This is a genomic window from Vibrio penaeicida, assembly GCF_019977755.1.
Classification (GTDB): Bacteria; Pseudomonadota; Gammaproteobacteria; order Enterobacterales; family Vibrionaceae; genus Vibrio; species Vibrio penaeicida.
This window is the reverse complement of sequence record NZ_AP025144.1, coordinates 483033-505567: the sequence shown is the minus strand read 5'-3', so window position 1 is coordinate 505567 and position 22535 is coordinate 483033. Positions and strand designations below refer to the sequence as shown.

At 46.0% G+C, this 22535-nt stretch carries 20 protein-coding genes; 15 read left to right on the top strand and 5 right to left on the bottom strand.

Annotated elements, in window-relative coordinates; all coding sequences use genetic code 11:
* Positions 1–72 precede the first annotated feature (72 nt).
* The 4 genes from LDO37_RS02590 to LDO37_RS02575 form a co-directional block, all read right to left on the bottom strand.
* The gene (locus LDO37_RS02590) at positions 73–420 is read right to left on the bottom strand and encodes a gamma-glutamylcyclotransferase family protein (RefSeq protein ID WP_101111083.1); all 348 of its coding nucleotides are present in this window, start codon (positions 418–420) and stop codon (positions 73–75) included.
* Between the two features lie 24 nt (positions 421–444).
* Positions 445–4212 (bottom strand): autotransporter assembly complex protein TamB, encoded by a 3768-nt coding sequence (gene tamB / locus LDO37_RS02585; RefSeq protein WP_126606336.1) that lies wholly within the window; start codon positions 4210–4212, stop codon positions 445–447.
* Positions 4209–5924 carry an autotransporter assembly complex protein TamA gene (tamA, locus tag LDO37_RS02580; RefSeq protein ID WP_185829710.1) on the bottom strand — a complete coding sequence of 572 codons (1716 nt, stop codon included), beginning with the start codon at positions 5922–5924 and terminating at the stop codon, positions 4209–4211. Before tamA ends, tamB begins: the two co-directional genes overlap by 4 nt.
* 193 nt (positions 5925–6117) lie before the next feature.
* The gene (locus LDO37_RS02575) at positions 6118–7401 is read right to left on the bottom strand and encodes a hypothetical protein (RefSeq protein ID WP_126606337.1); all 1284 of its coding nucleotides are present in this window, start codon (positions 7399–7401) and stop codon (positions 6118–6120) included.
* 327 nt (positions 7402–7728) lie between these two features.
* Between LDO37_RS02575 and LDO37_RS02570 the strand changes: the two genes are divergently transcribed.
* From LDO37_RS02570 to LDO37_RS02560, 3 genes are read left to right on the top strand one after another with little or no spacing between them, the layout of a single operon-like run.
* Entirely contained in the window at positions 7729–8619 is an 891-nt protein-coding gene (locus LDO37_RS02570; protein WP_126606338.1) for an N-acetylmuramidase family protein, read from the top strand.
* 59 nt (positions 8620–8678) lie between these two features.
* Complete coding sequence (locus LDO37_RS02565) at positions 8679–9452, top strand: lamin tail domain-containing protein (protein WP_126606339.1); 774 nt, start codon at positions 8679–8681, stop codon at positions 9450–9452.
* 41 nt (positions 9453–9493) lie between these two features.
* Positions 9494–10438, top strand: coding sequence for a hypothetical protein (locus LDO37_RS02560; protein WP_126606340.1), 945 nt, complete (start codon positions 9494–9496; stop codon positions 10436–10438).
* Here LDO37_RS02560 and LDO37_RS02555 read toward each other — a convergent pair.
* Positions 10404–10664 carry a hypothetical protein gene (locus tag LDO37_RS02555; RefSeq protein WP_126606341.1) on the bottom strand — a complete coding sequence of 87 codons (261 nt, stop codon included), beginning with the start codon at positions 10662–10664 and terminating at the stop codon, positions 10404–10406. The two genes, LDO37_RS02560 and LDO37_RS02555, sit on opposite strands and share 35 nt — an antisense overlap.
* A 144-nt stretch (positions 10665–10808) precedes the next feature.
* On the opposite strand from LDO37_RS02555, the gene LDO37_RS02550 reads away from it, so the two are divergent.
* The 12 genes from LDO37_RS02550 (at position 10809) to LDO37_RS02495 (ending at position 22157) form a co-directional block, all read left to right on the top strand.
* A complete protein-coding gene (locus tag LDO37_RS02550) occupies positions 10809–11234 on the top strand; it encodes a hypothetical protein (RefSeq protein ID WP_126606342.1) in 426 nt (141 codons plus the stop codon).
* A 15-nt stretch (positions 11235–11249) separates the two neighbouring features.
* Positions 11250–11549 carry a hypothetical protein gene (locus LDO37_RS02545; protein ID WP_126606343.1) on the top strand — a complete coding sequence of 100 codons (300 nt, stop codon included), beginning with the start codon at positions 11250–11252 and terminating at the stop codon, positions 11547–11549.
* A 30-nt stretch (positions 11550–11579) separates the two neighbouring features.
* On the top strand, positions 11580–12440 hold the full coding sequence (locus LDO37_RS02540; RefSeq protein WP_126606344.1) for a hypothetical protein: 861 nt from the start codon (positions 11580–11582) through the stop codon (positions 12438–12440).
* An 85-nt stretch (positions 12441–12525) separates the two neighbouring features.
* A complete protein-coding gene (locus tag LDO37_RS02535) occupies positions 12526–13248 on the top strand; it encodes a hypothetical protein (protein WP_126606345.1) in 723 nt (240 codons plus the stop codon).
* 4 nt (positions 13249–13252) lie between these two features.
* Complete coding sequence (locus LDO37_RS02530) at positions 13253–14209, top strand: hypothetical protein (RefSeq protein WP_126606346.1); 957 nt, start codon at positions 13253–13255, stop codon at positions 14207–14209.
* A gap of 207 nt (positions 14210–14416) precedes the next feature.
* Positions 14417–15913 (top strand): pyridoxal-dependent decarboxylase, encoded by a 1497-nt coding sequence (locus LDO37_RS02525; protein ID WP_126606347.1) that lies wholly within the window; start codon positions 14417–14419, stop codon positions 15911–15913.
* Positions 15910–16905, top strand: a complete 996-nt coding sequence (locus LDO37_RS02520) for a ligand-gated ion channel (RefSeq protein WP_126606348.1) — start codon at positions 15910–15912, stop codon at positions 16903–16905. Before LDO37_RS02525 ends, LDO37_RS02520 begins: the two co-directional genes overlap by 4 nt.
* Positions 16902–18239, top strand: coding sequence for a cache domain-containing protein (locus tag LDO37_RS02515; RefSeq protein WP_126606349.1), 1338 nt, complete (start codon positions 16902–16904; stop codon positions 18237–18239). Before LDO37_RS02520 ends, LDO37_RS02515 begins: the two co-directional genes overlap by 4 nt.
* Positions 18236–19381 (top strand): MFS transporter, encoded by a 1146-nt coding sequence (locus tag LDO37_RS02510; protein WP_224055313.1) that lies wholly within the window; start codon positions 18236–18238, stop codon positions 19379–19381. The genes LDO37_RS02515 and LDO37_RS02510 overlap by 4 nt, the downstream gene beginning before the upstream one ends.
* Before the next feature lie 176 nt (positions 19382–19557).
* Positions 19558–20148: a GNAT family N-acetyltransferase gene (locus LDO37_RS02505; RefSeq protein ID WP_126606350.1), complete on the top strand. Its 591-nt coding sequence runs from the start codon at positions 19558–19560 to the stop codon at positions 20146–20148.
* A 196-nt stretch (positions 20149–20344) separates the two neighbouring features.
* Positions 20345–21307, top strand: a complete 963-nt coding sequence (locus tag LDO37_RS02500) for a transposase (protein ID WP_126606351.1) — start codon at positions 20345–20347, stop codon at positions 21305–21307.
* Positions 21308–21527: 220 nt separating this feature from the next.
* On the top strand, positions 21528–22157 hold the full coding sequence (locus tag LDO37_RS02495) for an MFS transporter (RefSeq protein ID WP_221768495.1): 630 nt from the start codon (positions 21528–21530) through the stop codon (positions 22155–22157).
* Positions 22158–22535 lie beyond the last annotated feature (378 nt).

Here is a 22535-nt window from a genome sequence, read left to right as displayed (position 1 = left end):
TTTTACTTGAAATACATTAACGGATTCTGGATAACCAAAGAACTCATTCACCACCAATACCGTTCTACAGAACTAAAAGCGCTGGCACCAATCTCCCGAGTCGATTGGCTCCGATAACTGGCTGCCATCTTGATAGAGATAGACCCATGCTTCGCCAAATGGAGTCGACATTTTCTCACGTCGGTATTCGTATGGCACATCTTCAAGGTGATCTAACTTAGCCAATATTTGCGCATTGATCCGGTAGATTTCACCACAAATCTCTTGTTGACCTTGTACCATTCCTGGGTAATGACCTAAATCGTACAAAGCAAACGCAGGCCCTGTCCGAAACTGGGCGACCAACTCGCACCCTTCCAAGAAGTGATGATTGTCTTCGCCTTGTCGCAACGTCCCATACACAAACACCAGCTGTTCCATCGCACTCTCCATCAGGCTCACGCCTTAATCAAATTCGAACTGGTAAATCAAATCCACCGCACTATCAAGACCAGAAACCGCTTCAACATACAAATCCTGCATCAAGCGATAACGCACGGTAAATTCACCAAGTGAGTTAAAAATACCCACTCCGTAAGTGACTTTCAAGCCGGGTAATATGTATCCGCTCACAGTTACTTGAGAGTCATCACCAGAACCAGCCGTATCCAATTGCAAATCTTGTACACCAAATGCCTGGCCAATCTCTCCGACCACTTTTCCGCTTTTTGCTAAACTCAAGCCGATCAACGTGGTGGTCATTAAGTTTCCACCCGCTTCAGCATCTATATCTCTACCACGCAATAGGTAAGACAGTGCATTGGCTTGCGGCATGGCAGGGTCTGAAAATATCGATACCTGAGGATTATCCGCTGGTCCATCGACACGAATACCCGCGGTGACATCATCTTGGATATTATCTGGGTTGCGGATAGCGGTGATCACCACATAGGGCTGATCCACAGGACCATTCATTAATATCTTACCGGTTTGAATCAGCAGATCTTGACCGAACGAACGATATGAACCATCGAGGATATTGACTTCCCCGACGACAAAAGGCCCTTTGTCACGTTGAGAGACTTTTAAATCCCCTTTTAGATTGCCTAATAGACCAAAGGCACTTAACCGGAAGTCGTCACCAATTTTCACATTCACGTTGGTTTGAATGTTCATTGGCAAAGGCTGCTTTTCTTCTACAGGCTTGAAGTTTTCATCCAGTAATACTTCATCACTGGATACGCCAACCGCACTTGGCGGTAGCTCTTCCACTTCAATACGCCCCCACGGTAAGTGAATGTCGCCCTCAATTTTAGCGAGCTTAGGCGTCGCTGAAATCTTAAGATCTGGCTTCACTTTAATGTGAACCATTGGCGGTAGCTTCACGTTCAACTCTTCAGCAAAAACGGCTAAGTTGCCACGCCACGCTTTTAGATCCGCCCAGTTTCCATCACCGTCTAAATTGAGCGTGCCATCAGGCGTGTGAATTTGCGCGTTCAGAACCGCATCGTACCCGTTAAAGGCAACGGAGATTTGACCTTCATTGACATCAACGGGAGTAATGTCACCTTTGGCAATCAGTTTCTCAATGACGAAATCACCCTGCAATTTTGGATGAAGTAAAGGACCACTAAACGTTAAGTCTGAATGAATATTGGCATCCGCTTTACTGAATTCACCCAGCAAAGGCTTGAGCATACCGAGGTGGATATCGCGAATCCCCAACTTGCCGTCAATGGCCTGATTGTTGGATTGCACATTTGCAATATTCGCCTGACCATCAATCACACCGTTGTCGACTAAATCCAATGACCAGCGACTTCTTAAGTTATCGTTCTCTAACTCGGCATCTAACGTTATGTTGTTCCACCCAAGTGTGACTGGTGCATCCAACGATTGTGTAACCTGCCCTTCTGGTAAATAAACAGACACTTTTAGCTCAGGCTTGGCGTTTGGTGCCCAGCTCGCCCATGCTGTCGCATTAACTTCGCCTTGAAGGTCGGTTTCCTGTGGGACGAAGCGCTTAATCTGTTCAAAGTTAAACTGCTTGATAGCAATATTCGCCTCACCACTTTCCCCCGCAGAGAGGTCTTTGGTTAAACACAATGACGCATCTTGTTGATTCCAACAATGGGCTTGAACACTTGCCAGATTGGTTGCCATGTTAAAGCCTAATGCCGCCTTATCGGCTAATGTCCATGTGCCTTGTTCGGATGTAATTTCTGCGCGTTGTAATTCGCCTTGCCATACCATTTCTGGTTTATCCGTTAACCCACCGACGACCTTCAAACTTGTAGACACCAAATCGGATAACACATCTAATGTAAGCTGATGAGCTTCCTGTGTACCTGAGAATTCCAGATCCACGTTATCGATGTGTTGATCTTGCGCTTTCACGTTTTTAACGACTAATGACAGATCGCCTTTCGGAGCAGGTAGAGGTGAGATATCGCCAAATAGGGCAACGGATTCCACCGTCACTTCTTGCTTCCAATCGACTTCGTTAACACTCAATTCAATCTTGATTTGGGGTTCTTCAAATTCACCACGCAAGTTAACTTTGCCGTACATGTGCCCACGAAGTTCTGGAATCGACTTAACAAATTCAGGGAAGTTTAGCTCTACATCCAGCCCCCATTGTTTATCCAATGAACCCGACACAAATAGGTTATTAGGACCATGAGATAGCTCCAGCCCTTCAGTATGGATGCTAGGTTCACCGCTTTTATTGATGTCCGCAGCATCCAATTGACCATTGATGTACAACGGGTAGTCGCGGATTAAACCCTGGATAGCCAGTAGTGGGACACCCACTTTCCAACCACCACTTTCGGTTAAGGAGCCATTGGTCGTGATACTGCCACTGATATTGCCCTCGGCTTCTGGCCATTGTAACCCCGGCTGTATGCTGTCTAAACCGAGCGTAGTGTTCCATTTCACTAACTTGGACCAATCAGCTTCAACCTGACCAGAAACTCGACCGCCTAACGTATTGAGGACTAAGCTGTGTACATCGATACTTTCTAATGTGCCGCTCGCTGACGTATCGAGGTCTAAATCCGGAATATCTTTGCCCTGCGCTTTTAACGCAAGGGAGATCTGATACGCATCCAAGTTACCTTTAATATCAATGCTTTCAATGTCTGAGCGATAATCGTATTTGCCAGTAAGAGGCCATTGCACTTCCCCTTGTGACAAAGACAAGTCGAAAGGCAGCACAGCCTGTAGCGGCTTTAGGTTTCCTTCAAGGTGCGCTTTGATGACGCCCCCAAAATCAGCGTTGAGGTTGAGTTTCGCCACGCTACCGTCTGCCTTTAGCGCCAAGGTTTGCCCTTTTAACTCAGTCTGATTGAGTTTGGCATTAAGGGTCAATTTCGGGAGGGAGTAATCTCCTTTCAGTTCGATCTCAGTGCTAGCGTCCGCACTAACTTCTGGCATATCCAAGACCAGCTTTTCAATGCTGACTAAATGATCGCTCGCTTTCGCCTTTAATCCCAAGTGATTCACCTTCACTGGCGATTCACCGTGCAAAGCAAAGTTATGAATATCAAACCCTTCTACAACGACATCCAGCGGAATCAATACTTCTGGAAGTTCAATGTCTGCGTTTTTGTCCGTCGCAGCTTTGTCCGTCGACGCTTTTTCGACCGAAGCGTTGGCGTCGGTTGGAGCAAGTGTAATATCTATGCCATCCCATTTTGTTGGGTGCAACGTCAGCACTCGACCTTCCATCGTCGCCGCAGTAGAAAACGACTTCCACTTGATCTCTGTGCCCAACACATCAAGCGCAATATCATTCAACTGAACACGGTTAACTGAGACAGAAATAGGCAATGCGATCTCGGTGAGTGGCTCTGAAGGTGTTGGTTCTTCCTGAGTAGGCGCTGTGCCTGTAAGAGCAAAGGATAATGATTCTAGAGCGAGATTATCGATGCACACTCGGGGTTCAAATAAACATTCTGCATCCAGTTCGAGTTGCACTTTCTTAGCGTGTAGTTCGATAAATAAATCGGGATCACTAAAATTGACTTGATGAAGCGTTATACCCGTGAGTATCGCTCCTTCAGCTTCGTCTACAGTGAGTTGGGGCAATGCTTTTTGCGCCCCCCATATGGCAAGGTTCAACCCCGCTTGCGTGAACAGTAAGCCACCCAATAGAAGTAACAGAACAAGAACAAAACACGGAATAAAAAGGGCAAAGCGCACTAACCATTTAGCAACAGTACGGGTCATAGCTCTGGTCCCAACGTAAAGTGAATGGCAAATCTTTCGTCAGGTTTTTTATCCAATCCCCAAGCAAAATCTAATCGAATTGGACCCACAGGCGAAGCCCATCGAATACCCACACCAACACCTTTTTTCCACTCAGGTGTATCTGTCCATGCATCGCCGTAATCAACGAATGTTGCCGCCCACCAATTGCCATAAACTCGATATTGATACTCTAGGCTACTCACAGCTAAGTATTTACCGCCACTGAATTTATCTTCTGGTTGGGTCGTCGGAATATCTTCATACCCATAGCCACGGATACTGTTATCACCACCAGCAAAGAAGCGCAAAGAACGAGGGACTTTGTCAAATTCACCTGCAAATACACCGCCCGCATCGAAACGCGCTAATCCTCGATGATTTTCACCCACACTGCGTACGATGGCGGTTCGCCCCTGTACCCTTAAAATACCAGTATCAGAGAGCAGGCTTTCATTGCCGGCTTCAACGGTAAGCAGGTGCTTGTCTCCCCACATGGGCATTGCGCCACCACGAACTCGCGCGCGGCTGAAGCTAAATCCCGGTAAAACGAATTTAGAGATACGAGATTGGCCTCGCTCTTCTGAGTCGTCGTATAGGAATCTTACGGAAGCGGTTCTTTGCCAACCCGAATCTAATTTCCAGTGTCGTTTCACCGCTAGGTTATGCTCTAGGCTCTTGGTTTCATCTTTATCAGTACGCTTCATTCCGTATTGAATTTCATAATATTCACGTAACACGTCTTCTAGCGGAATTTTGTAGCTAGCGGTGATCGCTTGTTCAGGCACAGAAAGGGACATGCTACTGTCTAAACTATGCCCACGATCATTGAGCCACGGTTTTTTCCAGCTGAGTTTGCCTCGAATACCAATGTCCGTCGAATAGCCTAAGCCTGTTTCTATCTGGTTTTCAGCCTGCGGAGCGAGGTTTATATTCATCGGTAATTCGCGCTGTTTCCCGATGTAACTTAGATCGGGCTCAACGTGCACAGAAGAAAACCACTCGGTATTAGATAAGCTCTGATTCAGCTCACCGATGTTGGATGCCAGATAAGGATCACCCGCCTCAAAAGGCACGAGAGATCGCACTCGGCTTTCGCGGATTTGGCTGCCAAAAATCCGAGTCTCACCAAAGTAATAGCGCTGACCACTGGTAAATTCTATGGTGATAAAGGCTTGTTTATGCTCGGGAGAAACTTCTAAGCGAGTCTGACCAAACTCACCATCAAAATAACCTTTTCTTAATGCTAAATTTCGTAAGTTTGATTTGTAAGATTCATAGGCGCTGTGGTTCAACGGTTCACCAACACCCAGCTTGGCATCACTGCGAAGCTGAATGAAATCAGGATCCGTTGCTGCTTCCCCCGAAATGATCAAATCACTGGTGCGAATCACCACCACCGGTCCTGGATCAACCAATACCGTAAGAGATTGAGAATCTTCCCCAACTTGAAAAGCAATCTCAGGCTGGTAATGACCTAGTGCCTTCAATGCCTTCTGAATATTATCTTCCACTCGGGATTGAAAACGAAGTGACGTTGAGTATTCGCTAGGATCGATAGCAGACAGATAAGCAGACACGTTGGTGTCCAGCTCTCCTTCTAGTCCTTCTACTTCAAAATCGAAAGCGAATACGGGGAATCCAATAGTAAGTAACCCACACCCTAACAGGCGCGAAATTTGTTTCTTATTCATATCTGACAGCGCAATGTACAACCTTTTTCTCAAGACCGCTCAAAGCTATCAGAAATTGCGTGCGCCACATAGTGTTAAACAGTGGAAACTGATATTGGCTCTAATTACAGAGAAAAGTATGGTGAGTATGATGTAAGTAGTAAGTAAACGATGGGCAGTTAAAAAAGGCGAACCCTTCAGTTCGCCTTTAGCTTTAACGGTCAAGCTGAAGATACGCCCTCTCACTATGAATCGTGCTAGTTTCATCAGAGACAGCAACGACAACAGAAAGATAGTCTCCAGGCTTAGCTGTGTATGGTAAAAGTGTAGGTGTTTCACTTTCATGGATAAGTCGCCCACTGACATACCATTTATAACGTACCTTTAAGTCACTATCTGGAGTATCCGGATCTGTATATTCCGCAGGGTATAAGGAGATAAATGTTGTGGCGTCATTGGACCAAGAAAACACAAACATAGGAGTTTCCACGCTAGGTGGTAATGATAGGTTCTGTACTGGATGAAGCCTCGTGGTATTTACCATGGGAATAGCATTAGCAGAAAAAGTATTGCTATCTGAAAAATTAGTAACGTACGTACCTACATCAAAAGCACCATCATTATTTTTATCTACAAGATACTTGATGTAGCTGTCACTGTATTCAAATTTAACTTTTTGCTTGCCTATAAATGCCAGACTTCCACTAATATTTCGTCTATCTAAATTTACTAGATCAATGGCTTCGACATCGACAGTACCAAGATTAGAAAACGAAATGCGTCCATTATAATTTTGAACAAACTCCCTACGCGCCTCATCTTTCATAGCCACCGAACGCTTTATGTCAATTTTTGCTGAAGATACGCCATTAGTACCTATTGCAAGAACCGTTTCAGATCCAAAATTTTTTCTTGATGAATATCCACTTAGACTTTCAGAACCAATTGACAAGTTATCGTAATATATTTCAGAGTGTTGCTGCCCACTTTCATTTTGCGAGATAGATAAAGCTAACACCCCTGAAATCTCGACCCCATTCCTTTCTACACATTTGTCAAATTTATATCCTACTCGACCACTATTTTCTCCTTCATACAGTGTTTCTATCGTTACATTACCCGAAACCTTACATTCAAAATCGTCGTTGATACTTTTGAATGAATGTAACTGTTGGGATACACGACTACTAGAAATAAACCTCATTTCAACAAAAGAAAACGAATGTAATAGCGCTGAGCTCACCAGTTCCTTATCCAAATCAGCTGAATGGTTTACCCCTTCATATCTAAGCACCGCCAAACCCTTTGCCGCTTCTCTCAATTCCTGATCTGAATACTGGATAGGATTAGAAATAATCTCTGAATATTGCTTAATTTTTTCAGCTTTTTGTTCGGCTGTTAGAACGACTTCGTTGTTACCTGAGTCACTTGTACTTCCACCTCCGCAAGCAGAAAGCAAAAATGCAAGACCAACGAATGAAGTATATTTTGAGAGCATTTAATTCCCTTTAAACAATGTGCAGACCAACTAAGTCCGCAGCTTATTAACTTTCCGGGAAATTTATCATAGGAATGAAGCCACCTTTTTATCAAATACCTGAACTGCCTCGAACTTTATAATATGCGAACATTCAACTGGCTAAAGAACGAGCACAAAGGAAATATTGTGAAAACTTTGCCTTGTGCGTAAACAAAATTCCAGCATACCTAAGCTTGTGGTTTGGAAGCATGACTCCCCCAGCTTTTCCCCTCAATTCCACCAAGTTTTACCTACTGGCTCTCAGATACCGTAATGAAGACAACATTACGTAATCAGGAGCCAACTATGAAAGACATACCACTCACTTCCTCTGTCGGAAGCCATGCTGAAAATCGAGAAGAAGACGTACTTGCTATTCAAAAAGCGTTAAATGAAGCAGCCCAAAACATTGGGCTAGAAGAACCATTAAAAGAAGATGGCGTTATTGAGGGTGATTTTGAGCACTCAAAAACGTGCCAAGCGATCTGCAAGATGCAGGCAACATTATTGGGGTTCAAAAATCCTGATGGTCGTATCGACTGCAACGGCAAAAGCCACAAAGCATTGGCAGAAGCCGCTTCCGATGAACTGGGTTTTGCGCCAAGCCTGTTTTTGCCTCACATCGAACCTGAAGAGGGTTTGTCGGATGAGGACTTTGAAAAAGCTGCCGAGTCATTGGGTTGTGACGTTGCTGCTGTAAAAGCAGTGTCGGAAGTGGAATCGGCAGGCAGCGGTTTCTTTGCCAGTGGTCCACCTTGTATTCTGTTTGAAGCGCATATTTTCTCCAAATACAGCGACCGAAAGTTTGATGAGTCTCACCCAGAGATCTCCTCGCGTAAATGGGATCGCTCGCTCTATGTTGGCAGAGAAAAAGAATACGAGCGTTTGCAAGAAGCAATGACGCTAGACCGAAGAGCCGCCTTAAAATCGGCGTCTTATGGTCGCTATCAAATCATGGGGTTCAACCACGCTGCAGCGGGCTATGACGATGTTGAAACCTTTGTTCGTGACATGTTCTTCGCTGAACGCTTCCACTTGTTTGCGTTTGTCAGTTTCATCAAATCGAATCCGAAAATGCACAACGCGATTCAAGAGTTGGATTGGGCGACGTTTGCTCGCTACTACAACGGCCCAGCTTACGCTGAAAATCGATACGATGAAAAACTGCTTTCTGCTTACCAGAAATACGCTGGGTAACGGCGAAACCGACTTTAAAACACTTCAACAGCTGCATTTTGCACATCAAGGAGAACAACGTGGCTCTTACACTGAAAACTATCCAAAGCACATTAAAAAACATAACAGACGAAATACTTACCGTGCCAGCATCCAAAAACGATCTCGACAATTACTGGGAGAAACTAAACCAGCTGCAGTGGCTTTGCCAAATTGAGATTGGCGAGCTGAACTTTAGAGGGCAAACAGACCATTTGGATGAATCCATTACGCTGAATAACCGTGGTGGGCTCGCCATTGATTTGAGCAATTGGACAATTCAAGCAGGCTCCCCCGATCAAGAATTCACGTTTTCTGAAGGCGCGGTTTTGGCACCGTATGGACAACTAAACGTCGCCACGGCTGGTGAAGGTGAATTCAGTTTCCAATCTAAAATGCCGATTTGGAACAACCACGGGGATACCGCAACGCTGCTGGACCCAAACGGGCAAGTCGTCGCTAGATTGGTTTATGGTGGCGATGCCTATGCCGATGTACTGATCAGTAATGTGCACTTCGACGGCGAAGAAAAACACACTGAAGGTGACGAGTATGTCGAAATATCCAATATTTCAGACAACACCGTAGACATTAGCCTTTGGCGGCTTGAATCCATTCGCAACCAAAGTGTCTTTACTTTCCCTGAAGGCACGCGGTTGAATGCTCAGTCCACGCTAAAGATCTTCACAAATAAGAGTAACCTTGGTGACAACGAGTTCAGCTTTGATAGCCCTCGTGCTATTTGGAACAACGAAAGGGGTGGGTGCAAACTGTTTGATTACCTCGACCATGAAGTAGCAAGTTATCAGTATTAACTCCAGCCATTAGGTATACCACTAACTATTAGGTTTTCCCCGTGTCGAATAAACCAGTGAAGACATTAGCGAACGACTCCCGCCCCCAATCAGGCAAGGATTTACAACGCCTCGCCAATGACGGGTGTCTTCTACTGCACTATGTGGCGCGGCACGGGGACCTTTCTATCGATGCCGACATCGCTATGGGCATTGCTAGGGCAAATGAGAAAATGGGCACGAAATACTGGAGCACGGAAGACGAAATTCAATTGCTGCACTGTTTTGATCGACTCGCCAAGCAAGTGTACCCCGTCACCGTTGAAAGCATCAAAGCCGTGGTGCCAAATGTGACCGACGGCAAAGCCTCGTTTAACGGGGCGGCACGCGTAATCACATGGTATCGACGCTACACTGTGCTCACACTGATATGTTTGCTCGCCTTTCAAATGTTCTACCTATTTGGTCACTCCCTGACTCAAACATTGGTCAAATCGCTGCCGCAAGCCGAATTTCCTCTTAGCCAAGATTTAGAAGCCAATTATCAGCTTTTAAAGAAATGGAACGGCATATGGATGTTCGGGCAAGAATTTCAATTCAATACCCAGACCAACACTGAATCGGAGTTCGAATACCAAGCCAACCTCATTTCGGCACAGTCGGTTCTCCAAATGCTACAGAATTACGTTTTACCCTTAATGTACGGATTGCTTGGGGCTTTTATATTTGTATTGCGGAGTTTGCTCCAGCAAGTTCGAAACCTCACCTATACCGCCAGCCGCGAAGTGGGGTATCGGCTCAGGCTAACTCTGGGTTGTTTGGCTGGGATGATAACCGGTTGGCTGTTGAAACCCGAAATGGGCGATATGACGCTTTCCCCTATGGCGTTGGCTTTTTTGGCGGGTTACAGCATTGAAGTCATGTTTACCCTTCTAGATCGGTTAATTGATGGGATTCGCCGCAACACCGATACTACGGTTTCTTCTCAACCGAAGACACGCTCTTAGTCGCTTTCTCTGGCGCTTGTTCAATAAAGGTTTTCGTGAGTTTCATCAACATTTCATTCGTCTCATTGGAGAGCTCGGCGATCGATTGCTTCCCCAACAAAATACTCTCTATTTCCTTTTTTACTTTTGCCAATTGTTTAAATTGCTCGGGGGTTAACTTAGGTTTCTGAGGGCGTTTTTTAAGGGCTTTTATCGCCAATTCTAATGCTTTTAGTATGTCTTCCATAACTGACCTCCTACCCAAAACACTACTTCACTGCCCTTATAAAAACTTGGCAAAAACAACGAACAAATTCGTCCATTTCCCTGAGCTTTCCTACCCTTTATTGAGCCAAGATGAAAACACATTCCCCCTACTCTGGATTTGGTCATGAAGAACAAATTGCTCATCATCAGCTGGTTCACGCTTATACTCGCGCTGTCTGGCTGTGCACTTCAGTTTATTGCCAGTTACGACAACGAAACGTTAAAGCAAATCGAGATGATCGATCGTGAAGTCGACAGGCTTTATATGGATTTGTCTTTTACCCCTATGGAAGAAAGGCATTACCGCTTATTCGCGAAACGTTACCAAGAGGTTTTACTACAAATTCGAAGCTTAGAAAGACGACAAAAACGAAGAGAGAAAAACACAGAATCTCTAAAGCAAACCCAAACTCTTTTGGGGTTCTGGATACAAGACGACGCCACTCATAAGAAAAACAACACCCTCTCCGATTTCATTATCAGCCGCCGCACTAGCCAATACCGAAGACTTTTTGATGCCTTGATCGAAGGCGAACTAGCCAAAAAATAACGTAAGGATATTGTCATGCAAGAAAGTATTAACTCCGTGATCGATACCGTCACCTCGCAGTTAGACGACTCACCAATGAAAGATTTGCTTAGCAGCGCACTAAAATCGTGCGCGGACGAGCGAATGAGCGAACTTGAGATGTTGCTTATGGCAAAAAAACAAGGGCAACTCAGTGAAGATGAATTCCAGTTAGAACTGGATAGAGAAAGGCTGCTCGTAGAAGCAGAGATGCTGACTTGGCAAATCGCGGCCAAGGCTGACGTCCAAAAAGTGGTGAACAAGACATTTCACGCGCTAGCGCAAACCATTCTTTAGCCACATATACCAACACCACTGAGAGGCATTATGAAGCAGCGAACACGCATCATTTGGGTTCCGTATGGCTATCGGCTGAAACCACGAGCCAAATTGAAAAAAGCAGTCATTCGCCAGCGTGTTCCTGCTGCGACCATTAAAAAGTCGTCTCGCCACTCTCACGGTCATCAACAACATCAAGCTCATAATGAGCAAAAAATAGATGAAACCGTCTCAGTAAAACTAGGTGACACCGCGAATATTGGTCCAAATGAAAATTCATCGGTTGGCCAACCTAGCACTACAAAAAACCAAACTGACCGCTCGTCCGAGGTTAGCGTTACCACTGATAATAGCTATTTAGCAAAGGGCGACTGTGCAACTAGAAACAGCACGGTCAAGAAAGAAGAAAAAACCGTTGTTGACGCGCAGATGGAATACGACGAAAAAAGCCAAGTTGCCACCTTTGATGACGCATTTAACCCTTACAAAAATTACCTGCAAGACATGTCGAATTCACTGGCTGGCATGCCCGATGAGGTCTTTACTCGGAATGAATATCAGCAGGAGAGCTTTACCGGACAGACCACCATTTCGATAGCACCTGATGAAATCAACACACATACACCAGAGCTTGTCCATCCAGTGAGAGTTGACCCAGAAACGGTCAACCTAGATACGTGCAGTGCCTCTCAACAATCATGTGGAATGCCCCCTAATACCTCAATAGCGCCCGACGCTGAAAGGAAAAGCGAACGACAGGAAACCACTTTTTCCTCTGCGCCACCAGCCGCAAAAAATGAAGCAATCAAGAAATCGGAAACATTAGAAGACAAGAGAAAACACGTTGGTCCTCATCTTAGAAAATTGTCGGGTATCGCGCCAAGCCTAATGTCTGAAAACTACCCGTAACCCCCTACCTTTTCCTCCATTACGCCAAGAACTCATTACTACGCTTGATTATTCTGTAGAGGTTATACCTCAACAGGAGATCACCATGAGACAACTACTTTTTCGCTTATGTGAAGCGTCTGACGGACGCCAATTCGCTTTTTTAACAGACCAGCCGGATGTCGAAGACATGTTCGACAGTGGTTATAAAGTTGCCTACAAATTCAGAGATAACGGTAACGGGCAAGAATTACTCGCCAAGTGGCGCGCTTCTTACTCAGTCACTTCACAAGAATTTGAGCAGCTCCCCGACGATGATGAACTACCAGAAGGGCTGCAATCCGCATTCGACACCATGATTTCAAGCTTAATTCCGGGAGTGGACGTATTCTTCTGCGACTACAACCTTGCCATAGAAGCTGACTTGCCCATTTGCAATGACATGATGGATCGCTATCGCTCTACCGATTTCGTCCTATTTTCTTGCGAAGAGCTCATCGGTAATGATCGGAGTACCCAGCCCTATATGGTGTCTTATGCCTCTGCACGTTACCCAGAAAGTGGCAACACGGGCAGCCAGCATCGTATTTATTGCAAAACCGATCCGTTTGCGTTTTGCCAATCGGTGCATGCGATAGTGATTCAAAGAGAAAAAGACGCGCTGACTGGTGGGCACATTCGTACCGAAGTCGATACCTACATTAATGAAAAACCCATCGAAGCCACCACCGCGGAGCAAGTCATCAATCGCTTTGTCGAAGCATTGCCTCAATATAACAGCAGTATCAAAGCGTTAAACGCGCCGGACTCTCTCTCCAGTAAGGAGTAATGCCATGAGTTCAGACGACATGTACTATGCGGCGTTCAGCGCCGCATTAATGGCAGGAGCAGAGCCCGGAATTGCGCAGCAGTTGGCTTATCAGTTGGCGTATATCCACCTTTCAAGCCCACACTCAGAGCCGTGTTCCGCATCCAGTACAAAGCCCAAAACCTTTGTACCCGAATCCGAAGTAATACAATCACATGCCATGCATTCTAGTGCGATTGTTGAACCGGAATCACGTGCTATGAATACGTTCGTTCGCCCAATCAACCCACTGAATCACGTCGACTGGTTGGGTGGAGGTAAATTAAACGAAAGAGGTTTACGGCTTGGCTTGCGCCGGTCATCTCCGTTTTCGACCAAATCTGCTCGCTACACATCATCATTCACAACGAAGCCACCATTTACAACAAAGCCATCGTTCACAAAAAAGGCATCGAGCGATAAAGGTACATCGAAAGTGGCTAAAGCAATCCCACGCCCACATAAAATCAACCAAGCCATAATGTTGGCTATGATGGACACCGACAGCCAAGCACAAAGCAAATTCATTGCTGCGCTCTATTTCTATTGGAAAAGCCACCAAAAACACGTTGGTGGAAACATCAAATCAACCTACTGGTTACTGATGCATGCCATTCGCTGTTATTTGTTTGGCACCACCTTTCAATGGGAGGAAAGCTTTGCAAAAAGCACAGAGGACAGACAGCAGAACAAACCCATGTATCCAACGGTAAAAGAACTGTTAGAACACCTCAATTTCAATAGAGAGGAATCACACCATCTCCATTCGTTGAGCGAACAAATCAGCTATTACCCGTGCAATCAGCAAATTCAATGCATTGAGCTGGGCTTGGCATTTCGTTCCGACATCATTTCCGATTTTGATTTAGCCAGCGCCACTCACCAACACACGCTCAATCTCCACAAAATGGAAGACGCTGCCCTATGGGCTATGGCGTCTTAAATCGGTTCGCTTCATCACCAGACCTGTCGGTATCACAAGTACCGGCAGCTAATCCCAAGCGCAATCTAACGCCAGAAAATCACTCGAAAGGCTCACATTTATGACCATTCCTTTTTAAACCCCGATTTAAACGCAGCATTGCCCACGCTTGAACGGGTAAGCCTCGCTAAATTAACGAGACATTCGTTCAAATATTCTGAGGCATCTATGAGCTTTCCTCACTATTTATCCATCTGTGAAAATGGCATATCGACATCCGAAAAAAACCATATTTTGGGGAATTACTTGGATGAAATGCGCCTAAAAAAAACGCATTTTTTAGGCTATCAAACCAACCAGGAAGTCATTTTTCCACCTGAAATGCGCCCCTTTTTATCACTAAATTTACTCAACCTTGGTGATGGGTATGAAGAGGGGTCTTATCAAATCAATGCCAAGCAATTTGAGCGTGCTGTGCTCGATTATTACGCCCGATTGTGGGGCATGACGATGCCTAACTCGCAGCGAAATTATTGGGGTTACGTCACTGCAATGGGCTCCACAGAAGGCAACTTATATGCCCTATGGAATGCTAGGGATTACTTAAGCGGTAGTGCCGTAGAAGGGTATGAAAAATCGGTGCATGTGCCAAACCCGCCAGTGTTAATCAGCTCATCCTGTACGCATTACTCGATTTATAAAGCTTGCCAAATGTTAGGTATCCCCACCTTCAACCAAGTCGGTGAAAAGCTCGGCACTTGCCCCATTAACCAAGGGGATTGGCAGAAAAGCCTCACGGTAGATGAATACGGGTCGGTTATCGAGCAAGACTTATATCGTCTCACCGAATTTTTTGTAGAGCGACAGCATCCGGTTATTTTATTTTTGAATCACGGCACCACCTTCAGCGGTGGCAGTGATGCCATTTTTCGCATACTGACCACATTAAAACCTCTATTGGGCGTCAACACAGAATGCAATCGACGTTACTGGGTGCACGTCGATGGCGCTCTCTCGGCCAATTTCTCACCGTTTCTGCAATCGGATCCTTTTTCTGTCTCTTCAGAACCTTATGAGTTTCGCCACCGAGAGGTGATGTCGATGTGTACCAGCCCATATAAATGGCTCGGCGCACCGTGGAGCTGCGGTATTTTCCTGATGCAGGAAAGGTACAAAGTCGGCTCATCCAATCGCCCAACCTACATAGCTGGACGTGATTCCACCATTGCGGGGTCTCGACAAGGGCTTTACTCCCTTTATCTCTGGGAACGGCTCACTTCCCTTGGCACTCAAGGGCTAAAACAGATCGCTCAGCAAAATGAAAGTAATACTGAATACTTACAAGCCGCACTGCAACAGCTCGCGAATTCAAAACGCCTACAGCAACAGAAGTTCATCGTATTACCTCGAATGCCTGGTGCCAACATTGTTCGGTTCTCGTCGCCATCTGCTCATATCAATAAGAAATATTCCCTCGCGCAAGAGTACATATTGATAGAAGGCAAGCCACAACGCTTTAGCCACGCCGTGTTACTGAGCCATGTTCAGCGCCCTTTGATTGATCAATTTTTGGCTGAACTCTCCGCCTCTAATGCGTTTGAACCCCATACATTACCGACGCTCAACCCCTTGGTTAGCCAGCCAAACTTTTATCGACCTCAATCTCGCTCGGTTCACCATCAACCCAGTCCTATTCACCCAAACACTCTAAAGGAGAGCCCATGAAAACGTTATTTCCATTGCTGTGTTTCCTGGTCTTTTTGTCTTTTTCAACAAAGGCACAGCACGTCATTCACACCTCGTTTTCGATCAATAAAATTTACGGTGTGAACACCATTGATCAAACCTACAAAATCGATGGTTACCTCGTAGCCACTTGGCAAGACGTTAAGCACCCTCTTAAGCCAAAATCGGGAGTTCGATTGATAGAAAATCAGCACCTAGACAAACTGCTTGAAGAAGGCTCGTGGGTGCCCGCGTTTGAATTCATCAACATCATAGGGCAACGCCTCACCCCTAATAAGCGCTTGGTGATCGCCAGCAATGGCGATATTACCTATAACGAGCGATTTCAAGGCACCTTCACCACAGAAATGGACTTTCGCCGCTTCCCGTTTGATCGCCAGTCTTTTGAAATCATCATGGAACCCTTTTCGTTCGATCAAGAACGCTTAAAGTTTGGTGACGCCAGTGTGTATGTGGAGGAACTAACCAACAAAATCATCAGCGAATGGGATATGGAAAGTACCCCCACCGCGAAAGTGAGCCAACACAGCTACCACCATTTGGATGATACCGAAAGCACCTACTACTCCCGCTTAACCGTGACCATTGATGCCAACAGAAAACCGAACTATTACCTTTGGCAGTTTATTCTTCCGCTGTCGTTAATATTGGTCGCGAGCTGGGCGGTATTTTGGATTGAAGGGTTTTCCGAGCGCCTGATGACGTCATTCACCATGATGCTGACGGTTGTGGCGTATACCTTCTACACCAGTAGCCTACTGCCACGGCTGCCCTACACCACATTCATTGAGCGCATGATCATCATGGGATACGTCAGTATTTTCGCCGCCATTTTGATCATCGTGTTCGTCAAAATCCGCGAAGAAAAAGGCAAAACTACCCACGCTTTAATTCCATATTGCCGAACCGCATTCCCGACCTTTTTCCTTGCCGCGATAGCCATCTTGATCGGAGTAAACAGCCAGCTATGAGACCATCCAAATCTTTACAGACCATCATTGAAGCGGTGATCTGTTCATCCATCTTCATCTTACTGCTCGGGGTCACCACCTACTTGCTCTATTCCAAATCGCTCAATGCGTTGGAAGACCAAATCAAAATAGGGCTGATTTCGACAGTGAAAACCTCGGCTTCAACGCTTGATGGCGCAATGCATCTTACCTTTGATGAAAGCACCAAAGCGTCCGATGCAAACTATCAAGCCATGGCTGAGAAAATGGAGAAAATCCGACGTTCCGCCGCGGATGTTCGCTACATTTACACCAGCGTGCTCAAAGATGGCAACGTCTACTTTATGGTGAACCCAAGCCCACAAAATGACGCCGATGGCGATGGTTTGCCTGACCCTCCCCCCGCCCTGATGACCCTGTATGACGATGCGCCAGTCGAGTTAAAACGCTCACTCGAGCGATACAGCATTGAGATCAGCACCTACAGCGACCAATGGGGCAGTTTCATCAGTGCGTATGCACCGTTTTATAGTAACGAAGGGGACTTTGCCGGTGTATTGGCCATGGATTTGGAAGTGAGCGCTTTCCAAGAAAGGCTAGAGAGCATTGAACGAGTGTTCGATAAAGCCAAGATCATCATTCTGTTCTTGGGGCTGATTGTTGGGATGATCATCTGGTGGATACGCCGTTCGCAAGTCAATCACCTCAATATCATTCGCCATCGAGAAGCCAACGCCAAAGAAAAGCTCTCTCGTGCACATCATTTAAATGTACTGCTGTCGGGATTAACGACGTATTTTTACAAGCGTATTCCAAGGGATTTGGTGAAGCACACACCACGTGTTCGAGCGCTTTATCATTACTCGCAAAGCTTGAGACCCTTAGCCTTTCAATCAGACAAGCAATCGGTTCAGGATTGGTTCCACTCATTGGATCAACACACCTACAAACGTTGCAAAGGTTTTCATGACTGGCACATCCCAATGCAAACAGAAGCGGTGTTCACCAGCGATAAAATCACGGAAGAGTTAACACAATTACACGCCCAACTGGCGAGAGCACAATCGGAACCGCTCAGAGCCGAGACCAGCTTATTAAAAGAGCACCTCGATTGCTGGGCATTTTCAACTCATTTTTATTTGGATACATCTTCTAAACTCAGTGCCCTACATTCCTTGATAGCCAACGAGTTTGAACACATTACGGGCAGCGCCTATATGGCACAACAATCCCCAGACGAGCTCGGCATCATGAGCACCATCAATCGCCTAAGGCAAATGGGCTTCGACTTGGTCTCGGGTGAAAAAAACCGAATCGAACTGATTTGGAAAGTGTATAAGGAGAATACGGAATGACGAAAATCGCCCCTTTTTTACTGATCATCGCGACCTTGTTTGTTCAGCTTTCCTCTGGCATTAACTACGTCACCATACCGCTCACCATGAGTGAGCAAGGCTATGGCAATACCTTAATTGGGTTTGCCATGAGTTTTGAGATCATCGGTATCCTTTTGCTTTATCGTCCCCTTTCTCGTTGCGTGGAAAAATGGGGGCTGTCTCCCTCCATTCTTCTGATGTCGGCACTTCGGGCATCGAGCCTTATTTTGCTCTCTCACAGCCAACACTACCCGTTATGGATGGTGGGTATTTTTTGCTACGGCGCATCCACAGGGATGATGCTGGTGATTATCCAAACCTCATTAAACACCTGTATTCAAGGCAAGCTAAAAGGTTTGGTGATGGGGTTATTTTCGGCGGCGTTGTCTGGCGGGCTTGCACTGGGGCCATTACTGCTGCAACTGCCGTATATCGACCCCGAATGGCAACTGGAAACCAGCGCCATCATCACCAGCTTGCCCTTTGTGTTTTTGCTGATTGCGGGGCAAAAAACGCAGTCTTCCGACAATGCGGGAACCGTTCGGGTAAGGTTTGCGCTGCGCCACGCCAAAGTTATTTTAGTTTCAGCGTTTGTTGGCGGCATCAGCTTCTTTGGGTTGCCCTCTTTTCTCACCTTATATGGTATGGAAAACGCGCTCACCGAATCACAGTCGCAGCTTCTGCTGACCATGTTTATGTTTGGTAGCGTCACCCTTGGCATTTTTGTTAGCACTGGAGCGTCTTTTCTCAACCGCAGCATTGTGGTGTTGGGCTGCATTTTTACCTCGGTGGTGTGCGCGGTGTACCTTTCTCTGGCGGTGTACACCGAATACTGGCTGGCACTGACGCTGCTGTTTTTCTGGGGAGGTTCAATGGGAGGAATTTACGCCATTGGCTTAACGGCGGTAGGCGAGCGCTTCTGTCAGCAAGATCAGATGAGCGCCAATATGAGCTACACCATTATGGATTCGTTAGGCGGCATGACGGGCTTACTGGTGATCGGCTTTATGCTCGACTGGATGGGATCGGAAGGAATGACTACTGTGTTGATCACCTTTGGTTGTGCGCTGTTGGTGTTCTTTGTGTATGAGCTGTTAGCCCCAAGGCAGACGTTTGAGTAATTAGTATCTATTGACCCTAATGGACGTAAAGCCCAAACGACACAAATTGGGCGACAAACCTATTCAATAGGTCTTTCTGTCGCCCTTTACATGCAAGCACATATACGGCAACAGGTGGGTATAAAAACCCTTTTCGTCGCCCATTTTGTGTATTTCTTTATGCTCATAAGAAGCCATTGAGTACTTCCCCTCGATATGCTTACTTTTCGTTAACTATGTCATCCAGCCCTTTAAAACAATTCAACAATCACACCGTTAAAAAGCAAACCGCCAAAACGGATGTGATTCCACAACCAAATACGATTCAGCTGGCCCCCATTGAACTTAAGCATGCCCCGATCATCCTAAAGCGCATGAGCAAAGGCATTTGCCAAGCGTTGAACTGCTCACCGATAAGCTCCATTGAAAGTGCGCAGAATTACATCTTAGAAAACAGTGGCAAGCCACATACTCGGCAAGGGGTATTTCATCGCGAGTTTGGACTCATCGGCTGCGTGGGCTACTACCTACAGACTGACCAGCGACAACCTCATGCCTTTATCTATTACTGGATATCCGCTCCCTACCAACGCAAAGGCTTTGCTTCATTAGCCATCGAGCAGCTTATCCACCAACTCAGGCAGCAAGACATAACCCAGCTGTATGCCGATGTGTTCGACAACAACTATGCTTCTCAAAACTTACTGCATAGCTTTGGTTTTAAGCGGCAAGAAAAGCCGGTTCGCTTCGAACCTAGAATAATCTTTCGGTTTGAGAGGAGAATGTGAAACGAACAAAAGTTGATTAGAGAAACTGGAAAGGATGAAATAAAAAAATAACGGGGACACTCACTCTAAGAAAACACGAAACCCATCAATTACAGCCAGTCATGCTTCAAGCCACAACAGTAATCTTTGCTTATTTCTAGCTCAAAGGCTTTCACGTATGGTGGGGTTTCTTCTTCAAATGAGAACTTCGCGAATCATGACCAAAGCACGTGCTCAGCTAATCAGCTTAGAAGCGACACCCTATTATCACTGTGTATCTCGCTGCGTTCGACGCTCCTTTCTCTGCGGTTACGATTCAGAGCGAAACCAATGCTTTGAACACCGCCGCGGTTGGATTGAAGAGCGATTGCTCAATCTTAGCCAAGTGTTTTGTATTGATGTCTGTGCTTACGCCATCATGAGTAACCACTACCACGTGGTGCTGCATATCAACCAAGAAGAAATGCAATCCCTGTCTGACCAAGACGTTTGTGAAAGATGGTTGAGCTTTCACACCCCACCATTGCTGATTCAAAAGTGGTTAAAGCAAGAATCCCTAACAGAAGCTGAAGCGGAAAAAGTTCATGATCTCATTGACACTTGGCGGGAGAGATTAGCCAGCATCAGTTGGTTTATGCGCATGCTAAACCAATACATTGCCACTCAAGCCAACAAAGAAGACGGTTGTACTGGGCATTTTTGGGAAGGGCGGTTTAAAAGCCAAGCACTGCTCGACGAGCAAGCCCTTGCCGCCGCGATGACTTATGTGGACTTAAATCCAATTCGAGCGAACATGGCAGACAGCCCCGAAACATCGGAATACACTTCAGTTAAAGCCAGAGTGGACACACTCAGAGAGAACAAAGCCACAGCACCCTGCCTGCATCCCTTCGTCGGTTATCCTAGAACAAACCAGCCAACCGGAATCCCGTTCAGGCTGATGGATTACTTAGAATTAGTTGACTGGACTGGCAGACATATTCGTGATGATAAACGAGGGCACATCGATCATATTCTTCCCCCTATCCTGAGTCGGTTAGGCATTAGCAAAGAAACTTGGCTTCACGCCTGTACAGAACTGGAAAGAGGGAATGTAGTTGGTAAAGAAGAGTCGGTAAAGCGTGCTCTACCGACGCTCAAAAGAAAGCGAGTCTCTGGATATCGGCTTCCAGATAGCTAAACCTCCGCCCCCACTTCACTTCCCTCTCAACCTCTCTCAAAGCACGCTTTGCTGATGTCACTCGCCTTAAAAAGCGTAAAACTGCTTAAAATCACGCCTATGCACTGGGAATTTCCCAGATAACTTACCGGACTCCAAGCTGTCATCGACCTGACGGTGGGATTTTAAGGATCGTCTCAGTCGCCTTTTTTAGACTGCCTGTCCCGGTTTATTTCTGTTTTTGCTGATTGCGGGGCAAAAAACGCAGTCTTCCGACAATGCGGGAACCGTTCGGGTAAGGTTTGCGCTGCGCCACGCCAAAGTTATTTTAGTTTCAGCGTTTGTTGGCGGCATCAGCTTCTTTGGGTTGCCCTCTTTTCTCACCTTATATGGTATGGAAAACGCGCTCACCGAATCACAGTCGCAGCTTCTGCTGACCATGTTTATGTTTGGTAGCGTCACCCTTGGCATCTTTGTGAGTACCGGAGCCTCGTTCCTTAACCGCAGTATTGTGGTGTTGGGCTGCATTTTTACCTCGGTGGTGTGCGCGGTGTACCTTTCTCTGGCGGTGTACACCGAATACTGGCTGGCACTGACGCTGCTGTTTTTCTGGGGAGGCTCGATGGGGGGCATCTACGCCATTGGCTTAACGGCGGTAGGCGAGCGCTTCTGCCAACAAGATCAAATGAGCGCCAACATGAGCTACACCATTATGGATTCGTTAGGCGGCATGACGGGCTTGTTGGTGATCGGCTTTATGCTCGACTGGATGGGTTCAGAAGGGATGACCACCGTGCTGATCACCTTTGGCTGTGCGCTGCTGGTGTTCTTTGTGTATGAGCTGTTAGCCCCAAGGCAGACGTTTGAGTAGCAGAAGTGCATACTCTTAGCCATTCTCGTTGACGGATTCCAAATCAAAATTCACTCGAAATTTTTATCTAATAATGGGCATTACAGGCGTTTAATTTCGCCTGTTTTTATCTCCACTTCAAGTTATTTGAAAAGCCTTATATATATGTAACTCCACCAATAACGCTGTATGTCATAAAAAACTTAACGACTTTTTTGGTATGCGTATGTACTCATTGATACTAATAAGTACTATGAGCTTCCAAGGTTCTATGTTGTGCAATTTTAAATTTAGCACCTCCCCTTCAATGACTGAAAAATCCATTTTTTCCCCCGATTAAGCTCCTGTGCAAGAACCTAATATAGCACTGCACTTAGAAACAAAGTGCAGCTCAAAAAC